Below are 8822 nucleotides of genomic sequence, written 5' to 3'. Positions count from 1 at the left end.
CCGCTCCCCGTTTTTTTTGGTTTTCTGGTGTGTTGGTTTTTGTTTATACGGTACTGGGCCCCGGACGGTGCGGTCCGGGGCCTTCCTCGTACGGGTGGGGGCGTGGGCTCAGATCCGCACCTGGACGGCGCCGGAGAGGCGGTCGTGGAGGCCGCGGCCGTCGCGGTCCCAGATGAGGGCCGGGATCGCCAGGCAGACCAGCAGGGAGCGCAGCGCCACCCGGAACGGGCCGAGGCGCCCGCCCCGCGCGGAGACGACCCGCAGGCCGAAGAGCCGCTTGCCGGGCGTGAAGCCGACGGTGCCGACCGTCAGGGCGCTCAGGACGAACAGGATGAGCAGGGCCCAGTTGCCCGTCGCCTGGTTGTAGCCGTCGGTGATCAAGCCGTATGCGATCAGGATGCAGAGGGCCCAGTCGACGGCGAGGGCGCCGAGGCGCCGCCCGGGGCGGGCGATCGAGCCGGGCCCCTCCTCGGGCAGCCCGAGCTGCTCACCGCGGTAGCCGAAGTCGACGCCGGCGTCCTCGGCCGCCGCGCGGGGGCCGGAGAGCCAGGATCCGAGTGCTTGCCTGTTGTCCACCCGACCACGGTACTGCGCCCGTTTTTGATCAGTTCGGCCCGGGTAGGCGTACGGCTCCGACACGGCAGAACGGCACCTGGCCCGGTTAACTTCGACGAAACAATAGGGTCATGCTTGAGAAATCCCGTCTGCCTATGGTCGGGTCCAGCGTGTGCCACCGCACTGGCCGCACGACCGAGCTGCAAGCCCGCCCCTCCCCGGGCCGGGAGTAGGAGGAGTTGGATGTCCGAGAAGCACGGGTTCCAGAACGCCGACGAGGTCAGCAAGTTCATCAAGGACAACGACGTCAAGATGGTCGACGTCCGGTTCTGCGACCTCCCCGGCGTGATGCAGCACTTCTCGATCCCGGCGACGGCCTTCGACCCGTCCGAGGAGCTCGCGTTCGACGGCTCCTCGATCCGTGGTTTCCAGGCCATCCACGAGTCCGACATGGCGCTCCGCGCCGACCTGTCGACGGCCCGCGTGGACCCCTTCCGCCGCGACAAGACGCTGAACATCAACTTCTTCATCCACGACCCGATCACGGGCGAGCAGTACAGCCGTGACCCGCGGAACATCGCGAAGAAGGCCGAGGCGTACCTCGCCTCCACCGGCATCGCCGACACCGCCTACTTCGGTCCCGAGGCCGAGTTCTACGTCTTCGACTCGGTCCGCTTCGAGACCTCGGCGAACCAGGGCTTCTACCACATCGACTCCGAGGCCGGCGCCTGGAACACCGGTTCGGAGGAGAACAACCGCGGCTACAAGGTCCGCTACAAGGGCGGCTACTTCCCGGCCCCGCCGGTCGACCACTTCGCCGACCTGCGCTCCGAGATCTCCCTGGAGCTGGAGAACGTCGGCCTCCAGGTCGAGCGCCAGCACCACGAGGTCGGCACCGCCGGCCAGGCCGAGATCAACTACAAGTTCAACACGCTGCTCGCCGCGGCCGACGACCTGATGCTCTTCAAGTACATCGTGAAGAACGTCGCCTGGCGCAACGGCAAGACCGCGACCTTCATGCCGAAGCCGATCTTCGGCGACAACGGCTCGGGCATGCACGTCCACCAGTCGCTGTGGGCGAACGGCGACCCGCTGTTCTACGACGAGACGGGCTACGCGGGCCTCTCGGACACCGCCCGCTACTACATCGGCGGCATCCTCAAGCACGCCCCGTCGCTGCTCGCCTTCACCAACCCGACGGTGAACTCGTACCACCGCCTGGTCCCGGGCTTCGAGGCCCCGGTCAACATGGTGTACTCGCAGCGCAACCGCTCCGCCGCCATGCGCATCCCGATCACGGGCTCGAACCCGAAGGCCAAGCGCGTCGAGTTCCGCGCGCCGGACCCGTCCTCGAACCCGTACCTCGCCTTCTCGGCGCTGCTCCTCGCGGGCCTCGACGGCATCAAGAACAAGATCGAGCCGGCCGAGCCGATCGACAAGGACCTGTACGAGCTGGCTCCCGAGGAGCACGCGAACGTCCAGCAGGTCCCGACCAACCTGGAGGCCGTGCTCCACGCCCTCGAGGACGACAACGAGTACCTCCAGGCCGGCGGCGTCTTCACCTCGGACCTCATCGAGACCTGGATCGACTACAAGCGCACCCACGAGATCGCCCCGATCCAGCTGCGCCCGCACCCGCACGAGTTCGAGCTCTACTTCGACCTCTAGGCCGTACCGCGCGAGCGAGGTTCTTCCGAGGCCCGCCGTCCCCTTCGAAGGGGCGGCGGGCCTCGCCGCTTTCCGGCACGTGGCCGGCTGCCCGTGGCCCGGGAGCGGGCGGGAGCCGACGGCGGCGCCGCCCGGTCGGGCCGGGCGGCGCCCCACCGCTGTCAGCGGCCGTAGCGGATCAGGGCCCGGACCATGCGGCAGGTGGTGTCCGAGGGCGGGTGGATGCCGACGCTCTCGGCCGTCGTGCGTATCGTCGCGTTCGTCGCCTTCGACGGGACGTAGACGCCGGCGTCCAGGAGGGCGATCGCGAGGCGCATCGCCTTCAGACGGCGGTTGTGCGAGACGTACCACTCGCGGGGGCGGCCCGCGGGCAGCGGCTTCCTCTGGAGCGGCTTCCAGGGTTCGAGGGACGGCGTCCGGATCACGGCGAGAGCCATGGGCTACCTCCTGGCGAACGGTGGGGTGCGGGCCCTCCCCGGGACCCTCACCTTCACCCCCTATTTTAGAGACCCCCACTGACAATCGCCCCTGGCCAGATGGGGTTTGGGGGGTGGTGGAGCAGGCCCTGGGGGGTACCGTGGGGGCCATGGAGATCTGGATCAATCCCGCCTGTTCCAAGTGCCGCAGCGCCCTCACCCTCCTCGACGCGGAGGGCGCCGACTACACCGTCCGGCGCTACCTGGAGGACGTGCCGGGCCCCGAGGAGATCCGCGCCGTGCTGAAGCGCCTCGGACTCGAACCCTGGGACATCACGCGGACCCAGGAGACCGCCGCCAAGGAGCTCGGTGTGAAGGACTGGCCCCGCGACGCGGCGAACCGGGAGCGCTGGATCGAGGCCCTCTCCGCCCACCCGAAGCTGATCCAGCGGCCCATCATCACGGCGGAGGACGGCACGGCCGTCGTCGCCCGCACCGAGGACGCCGTGCGGGACGCGCTGTCCCGCTGACGTCAGCCCGTCAGGAACGCCGCGATCCCGGACAGCGCGGCGGGCGGAGGACTCTCCAGGAGCGTGTGGTGGGTCGCGGCGGGGTGGGTCTCCCGCACGATGCCGGGGACGGCCGTCCGCGCCCGGGCGGCCACCCGGCGCACGTCGTGGACGCGGCTGCCCCCGGCGAGGAGCAGCAGCACGGGAGGCCGCAGCGCGCCCAGTTCGGCGGGCGTCGGACGCGGGCCCGTCACCGGACGCCGCCGGGGCCGTTCCGCCGCGAGGCAGTCGAGGCGCCGCGCGGCGGGGTCGTGTTCCGCTCCGCCGGTCTCCCAGGCGAGCAGGGCCTCGGCCCGTGCGGCGCTCGGGCGCAGCAGCACGGGCAGGGCGCGCAGGAGGTACGCCGGACGGAAGCCGGCGAAGCAGCCGGTGGGGTCGAGCAGGACCAGGCGGTCGGCGCGGTCGGGGGCCGCGAGGGCGTACCGGAGCGCGATCCACCCGCCGTACGAGTGGCCGAGGAAGGCCGCGGAGGCGAGTCCGAGGCCGTCGAGCACCGCGTCGAGCCAGGTCCTGAGGTCGGCGGCGGTGCGGATCGGGCTGCCGTCGGGCCGGCTGCGGCCCGGGCCGCCGACAAGATCGACGGCGTGGATCCGGTGGGTGGTGCCGAGCGCGGCGGCCGTCGCGCCCCAGGAGGCGGCGGTGCTCCCGCCGCCGGGCAGGAGGAGGACGGGCGGACCGTCCGCGGGGCCGTGGTGGAGGAGATGGGTGGTGCCGTGCGGTGTGCGGAGTTCCGAGGCGGTGGTGGGCCGGGGCCATCGGGCGAGGACCGCGTCGTACGCGGCGTCGAAGTCCGTCTCGCGGGGGTGGGACTGGGCGCGGGGCATGGCACGAGTCCTCTCGTTCAGCAATAATCTCGCTCGGCGAGATAATAGGGGGGCCCAGTGGCCGAGTCACCGGAGATGCGGATCTTCCACCTGCTGCGCGAGGTCACCGTCGAATACGGCCTGCGCCAGAGCGAGTTCGCCGCCCGCAACGGCATGCACCCGACGGACGTACGGGCCCTGATCTGCCTCCTCGACGCCGAGCGCGCCGGCACCGACGCCACCGCCGGGTGGCTCGGCGAGCACCTCGGCCTCAACTCGGCCGGCACCACCGCCGTCGTCGACCGCCTCGAACGGCTCGGCCACGTGGCCAGGACGCGGGACGCCCGGGACCGCCGCCGCGTCCTGCTGTGCGTGGAGGACCGCGCCAAGGACCTGGGCCGCGCGCACTTCGGACCGCTCGTCGACGGGACGGTCGCGCTGCTCGCGGGCTTCACCGAGGAGGAGACCCGGGCGGTACGGCGGTTCCTCGGCGGCGTACGGGACCTCATGAACGGCGGCGAGGGCCGGTGAACCACGCCGGAGCCCCCGGGAACGACCTGCATCTGGAGCTCGGTGCCGGCGGCAGCCGGCGGGCCGCGCTCGTCCTCGCCCTGCGCGAGGCCGTCCGCGAGGGGCGGCTCGCCCCCGGGACGCGGCTGCCGCCCTACCGCTCGCTCGCCGCCGACCTCGGGATCGCCCGCAACACCGTCGCCGACGCGTACGCCGAACTGGTCGCCGACGGCTGGCTGACGTCCCGCCAGGGTTCCGGCACCCGGGTCGCCGACCGCGTCGCCGCGCCCGCCCCCGGACCCGTACGGCCCGCCGCGCCGCCACCCCTCCCGTACGACCTCGTCCAGGGCAGGCCCGACCCCGGCGCCTTCCCGCGCGGCCCCTGGCTCGCCTCCGCCCGGCGGGCCCTCACCGAAGCGCCGCACGAGGCCTTCGGGACCCGCGACCCGCACGGCCGCGTCGAACTGCGCACGGCGCTCGCCGAGTACCTCGCGCGCGTGCGGGGCGTCCGCACCTCGCCCGACCGGATCGTGATCTGCTCCGGCGCCGCGCACGCCCTGCGGCTGCTCGCGCGGGTCCTCGGCACCGGGCGCCCCTGGGCCGTGGAGGCGTACGGACTGCCCTTCCACCGCAGCCTGCTCGCCGAGGCGGGGGTCCGCACCGTGCCGGTGGACGTCGACGAGGACGGGGCCCGGCCCGGGGAGCTCCCGCCGGAGGCCGGGGCCGTCCTGCTCACGCCCGCCCACCAGTTCCCCACCGGCGGCCCCCTGCACCCCGAGCGCCGGGCCGGCGTCCTGGAGTGGGCGCGCCGCTCCGGAGGACTCGTGGTCGAGGACGACTACGACGGGGAGTTCCGCTACGACCGGCGGCCCGTGGGCGCCGTCCAGGGCCTCGACCCCGAGCGGACCGTCCTCCTCGGCTCCGTCAGCAAGAGCCTCTCCCCCGCGCTGCGGCTCGGCTGGATGTGCCCGCCGGCCTCGCTCGTGGACCGGGTCGTCGCCGCGAAGGGCGCGCGCGAGCCGTACGCCTCGGCCACCGAGCAGCTCACCCTCGCCGACTTCCTCGGCTCCGGCGCGTACGACCGGCACGTCCGCGGCATGCGGCGCCGCCACCGTGAGCGGCGCGACCGGCTGGCGTCCGTACTCGCCGAACGGGTGCCGGAGGTACGGGTGACGGGGATCGCCGCCGGTCTGCACGCCGTCCTGGAGCTGCCCTCCGGCACGGAGAACGCGGTGCTCGCCGCGGCCTCCCGGCACGGGGTCGCCACCGAGGGCCTGGCCGCCTACCGCCACCCCGACGCCCGCGGCCCCGCCCGTCCGGACGGTTTGGTCGTCGGCTACGCCACCCCGCCGGAGCGGCTGTACGGAGCGGCCCTGGACGCCCTGTGCGAGGCGCTCGCGGAAGGCCTCAGCGGACGTCGCCGAGCCGCTTCGTCATGACCCGCTCGTCACCCGACCCTCCGTTCTCCATGACGTAGCCGAGGCGCTCGTACAGCGTGACGGCCGGGGCGTTGCCCGCCAGCACCGAGAGCCGGAGCGCGCCCGCTCCCGTGCCGCGCGCCCAGGTCTCCACGGACGCGATCAGACGGGCGGCGAGGCCGCGCCCCCGGGCCTCCGGCGCGACCCAGACCGACCGCAGCTCCGGAACGGCGTCCGGGGCGAGGAGTCCGGCCGCCATCCCGACGGGCCGGCCGCCGAGGACCGCCAGGACGCCGTACGCGGCCGGGTCGTCGAACCGGGCCCGCCACCGCTCCTCGCCGCCCCGGTCCCAGTCGGCGAGCCGCACCCCGAAGGCCTCGGGCGAGACGGTGAGGGAGGCGATCCTGGCCCGGCGCCACAGGACCCAGTCGGCGGGCGTGACGGCGCGGAGGACCGGCACCCCGCCCGCGCCGCCGCCCTCGTCAGGCGCGGGCCGCACGCCGCTCCGCCTCCGTCAGGATCTCCGTGATCCGGAGGCCGAACCGGGCGTCGCAGGCGTGCGGTTCGCCCGTGCGGGCGGCGGTGACCAGGGCGTCCACGGCGGCGCCGAACGCCCCCAGCGCGCCGTCCCAGCGGGGCATGGCGGCCCGGCCGGCGGTGCCGTACAGCGTGAGGGCCGCCTCCGCCGCCTCCGGGGGCGCGCTCAGGGTCAGGGTGGCCGTGCTGCTCGCCCCCGAGGCGTGACGCAGCACCAGGTGGTGGGTGTCGTCCGGGCCGGGGGCGGCGGTGATGCCGGTGACATCGCCGAGGACCGGCAGGTACACGGAGAGGACGTGCGGGCCGACGTCCCACAGGCCGCCCTTCTCCCGCCGCCAGGGCGAGGCCGCGTAGGCGCTGGCGGAGCCGGGGCCGTAGAGCGAGCCCAGCCAGTGGGCCTCGCCCAGGAACCAGCCGCCCGCGTCCGCCTGCTCGTCGATCCAGCGGGCGGTCGGCTCCGCGAACCGCAGCGTGCAGAAGACGACCGAGGCGACCCCGGCCGCCTCGACCGCCCCGGTCACCTCCCGGGCGAGCGCCACGGTCGTGGCGACCGGCTTGTCGAGCAGGACGTGGCAGCCGGCGGCGGCGGCCCGGACGGCGAGGGGGGCCTGGACGTCCGGCGGAAGGGCCAGGGCCACGGCGTCGCTCGCGGCGAAGAGGGCGTCCACGTCCTCGTACGCGCGCGTGCCGGACGCGGCGGCGAGCGCGGCGGCCGCCTCGGGGCGTCTGCCCCACACCCCGCTGAACTCGACACCGGGATGCCCGGCGAGCGCGGGCGCGTGCGTGCGGGCGGCCCAGGGGCCGGTGCCGAGGAGTCCGATACGGGGCTTCGTGCCGAGGTTCTTCGCCATGCCCCCAGTCTGCCGGTCGCCACCGACAGCCACCGCGCCCCGGTCGGCGGGTGGGCGCCCGAACCCCGTATACGACGCGGGAGACCGGGCGGCCCCGGTGGAGGCCGGGCGGCTCGCGGAGGGAGGACCGGCTGTGGTTCGTGCCGCGGCACCGCGGTCGGGCGAAGATCGGAAAAGCTGAGTAACACGGGGTTCACAAACGGGCAACCGTCGGGAAATCCCGTGTTGCCAAGCTGCGGTCGAACACAAACCGCGCAGTCAGCGCAGAGACCGCAGCTTCTCGCAGTGCCGCGAGCCGCAGCGGAAACCCGCAGCAGCACGCCAAAGGATGAGACCCGTGACCTTCAAGGCTGAGTACATCTGGATCGACGGCACCGAGCCGACCGCGAAGCTTCGCTCCAAGACGAAGATCATCGCCGGTGAGGGCCTCGCCCTCGACGAGCTGCCGATCTGGGGCTTCGACGGCTCCAGCACGAACCAGGCCAAGGGTCACGCCTCGGACCGCGTCCTCAAGCCGGTCTTCGTCTGCCCCGACCCGATCCGCGGCGGCAACGACATCCTGGTGCTGTGCGAGGTCCTCAACACGGACATGACGCCGCACGAGTCCAACACGCGTGCCGCGCTGGCCGAGGTCGCCGGCCGTTACGCCGCGCAGGAGTCGATCTTCGGCATCGAGCAGGAGTACACCTTCTTCGAGGGCACCCGTCCGCTCGGCTTCCCGGTCAACGGCTTCCCGGCCGCCCAGGGTGGCTACTACTGCGGCGTCGGCGCGGACGAGATCTTCGGCCGCCCGGTCGTCGAGGCGCACCTGGAGAACTGCCTCAAGGCCGGTCTCGGCATCTCCGGCATCAACGCCGAGGTCATGCCCGGCCAGTGGGAGTTCCAGGTCGGCCCGCTGGCCCCGCTGGAGGTCTCGGACCAGCTGTGGATCGCCCGCTGGCTGCTCTACCGCACGGCCGAGGACTTCGACGTCTCGGCGACGCTCGACCCGAAGCCGGTGAAGGGCGACTGGAACGGCGCGGGCGCGCACACCAACTTCTCCACGAAGGCCATGCGCGAGGGCTACGACGCGATCATCACCGCGTGCGAGTCCCTCGGCCAGGGCTCGAAGCCGCTCGACCACGTCAAGAACTACGGCGCCGGCATCGACGAGCGCCTGACGGGTCTGCACGAGACCGCCCCGTGGGACGAGTACTCCTACGGCGTCTCGGACCGCGGCGCCTCGGTCCGCATCCCGTGGCAGGTCGAGCAGGACCAGAAGGGCTACATCGAGGACCGCCGCCCGAACGCGAACGTGGACCCGTACGTGGTGACCCGCCTGATCGTGGACACCTGCTGCGAGGCCCTGGAGAAGGCCGGCCAGGTCTGATCCGCACCGACGCCCGAGGGGGGGGGCGCCCGGGGGGCGAAACGGGGGCCCCCGCCCCCGCGGGACAGCCCCCCCACCCCGGCCGAGAGCGTCTGGAAAAAAAGCAAAACAGCGACACACACAAGG

General features: G+C 73.3%; 10 protein-coding genes. 5 read left to right on the top strand and 5 right to left on the bottom strand.

Translation table 11 applies throughout. From position 1 onward, the window contains the following. Positions 1-108: 108 nt before the first annotated feature. A complete protein-coding gene (locus ACFV2S_RS22300) occupies positions 109-576 on the bottom strand; it encodes an RDD family protein (protein ID WP_385561784.1) in 468 nt (155 codons plus the stop codon). 222 nt (positions 577-798) lie between these two features. Between ACFV2S_RS22300 and glnA the strand changes: the two genes are divergently transcribed. Continuing rightward, on the top strand, positions 799-2223 hold the full coding sequence (gene glnA, locus ACFV2S_RS22295; RefSeq protein ID WP_383802326.1) for a type I glutamate--ammonia ligase: 1425 nt from the start codon (positions 799-801) through the stop codon (positions 2221-2223). Between the two features lie 161 nt (positions 2224-2384). Here glnA and ACFV2S_RS22290 read toward each other — a convergent pair whose 3' ends face one another. Next, the gene (locus tag ACFV2S_RS22290) at positions 2385-2660 is read right to left on the bottom strand and encodes a hypothetical protein (protein WP_385561781.1); all 276 of its coding nucleotides are present in this window, start codon (positions 2658-2660) and stop codon (positions 2385-2387) included. A 149-nt stretch (positions 2661-2809) separates the two neighbouring features. On the opposite strand from ACFV2S_RS22290, the gene ACFV2S_RS22285 reads away from it, so the two are divergent. Next, the gene (locus ACFV2S_RS22285) at positions 2810-3169 is read left to right on the top strand and encodes an arsenate reductase family protein (RefSeq protein ID WP_385561778.1); all 360 of its coding nucleotides are present in this window, start codon (positions 2810-2812) and stop codon (positions 3167-3169) included. A 2-nt stretch (positions 3170-3171) separates the two neighbouring features. On the opposite strand, the gene ACFV2S_RS22280 is transcribed toward ACFV2S_RS22285, so the two are convergent. Beyond that, a complete protein-coding gene (locus ACFV2S_RS22280) occupies positions 3172-4032 on the bottom strand; it encodes an alpha/beta fold hydrolase (protein WP_385561775.1) in 861 nt (286 codons plus the stop codon). A gap of 75 nt (positions 4033-4107) precedes the next feature. On the opposite strand from ACFV2S_RS22280, the gene ACFV2S_RS22275 reads away from it, so the two are divergent. Together ACFV2S_RS22275 and ACFV2S_RS22270 are read left to right on the top strand one after the other, a co-directional pair. Then, positions 4108-4542, top strand: coding sequence for a MarR family transcriptional regulator (locus tag ACFV2S_RS22275; RefSeq protein ID WP_385561865.1), 435 nt, complete (start codon positions 4108-4110; stop codon positions 4540-4542). Beyond that, a complete protein-coding gene (locus ACFV2S_RS22270) occupies positions 4539-5960 on the top strand; it encodes a PLP-dependent aminotransferase family protein (RefSeq protein WP_385561772.1) in 1422 nt (473 codons plus the stop codon). Before ACFV2S_RS22275 ends, ACFV2S_RS22270 begins: the two co-directional genes overlap by 4 nt. Here the strand turns inward: ACFV2S_RS22270 and ACFV2S_RS22265 are convergent. After that, positions 5929-6438, bottom strand: a complete 510-nt coding sequence (locus tag ACFV2S_RS22265) for a GNAT family N-acetyltransferase (RefSeq protein WP_385561768.1) — start codon at positions 6436-6438, stop codon at positions 5929-5931. The two genes, ACFV2S_RS22270 and ACFV2S_RS22265, sit on opposite strands and share 32 nt — an antisense overlap. Beyond that, on the bottom strand, positions 6422-7327 hold the full coding sequence (locus tag ACFV2S_RS22260) for a Gfo/Idh/MocA family protein (protein ID WP_385561765.1): 906 nt from the start codon (positions 7325-7327) through the stop codon (positions 6422-6424). Before ACFV2S_RS22260 ends, ACFV2S_RS22265 begins: the two co-directional genes overlap by 17 nt. A 337-nt stretch (positions 7328-7664) precedes the next feature. Here ACFV2S_RS22260 and glnII point away from each other — a divergent pair, with 337 nt between their 5' ends. Then, complete coding sequence (gene glnII, locus ACFV2S_RS22255) at positions 7665-8696, top strand: glutamine synthetase (protein ID WP_383797758.1); 1032 nt, start codon at positions 7665-7667, stop codon at positions 8694-8696. Positions 8697-8822: the final 126 nt, after the last annotated feature.

The sequence above is a fragment of the Streptomyces sp. NPDC059695 genome (assembly GCF_042733785.1).
Lineage (GTDB): Bacteria > Actinomycetota > Actinomycetes > Streptomycetales > Streptomycetaceae > Streptomyces.
The sequence above is the reverse complement of the archived record's forward strand: the minus strand, read 5'-3'. Positions and strand labels throughout refer to the sequence as shown.

Excerpts from the sequence above, each read along its gene's own strand:
- glnA (WP_383802326.1), top strand. The coding sequence starts at position 799 with ATGTCCGAGAAGCACGGGTTCCAGAACGCCGACGAGGTCAGCAAGTTC.
- ACFV2S_RS22285 (WP_385561778.1), top strand. The coding sequence starts at position 2,810 with ATGGAGATCTGGATCAATCCCGCCTGTTCCAAGTGCCGCAGCGCCCTC.
- ACFV2S_RS22260 (WP_385561765.1), bottom strand. The coding sequence starts at position 7,327 with ATGGCGAAGAACCTCGGCACGAAGCCCCGTATCGGACTCCTCGGCACC.
- ACFV2S_RS22280 (WP_385561775.1), bottom strand. The coding sequence starts at position 4,032 with ATGCCCCGCGCCCAGTCCCACCCCCGCGAGACGGACTTCGACGCCGCG.
- ACFV2S_RS22275 (WP_385561865.1), top strand. The coding sequence starts at position 4,108 with ATGCGGATCTTCCACCTGCTGCGCGAGGTCACCGTCGAATACGGCCTG.
- ACFV2S_RS22290 (WP_385561781.1), bottom strand. The coding sequence starts at position 2,660 with ATGGCTCTCGCCGTGATCCGGACGCCGTCCCTCGAACCCTGGAAGCCG.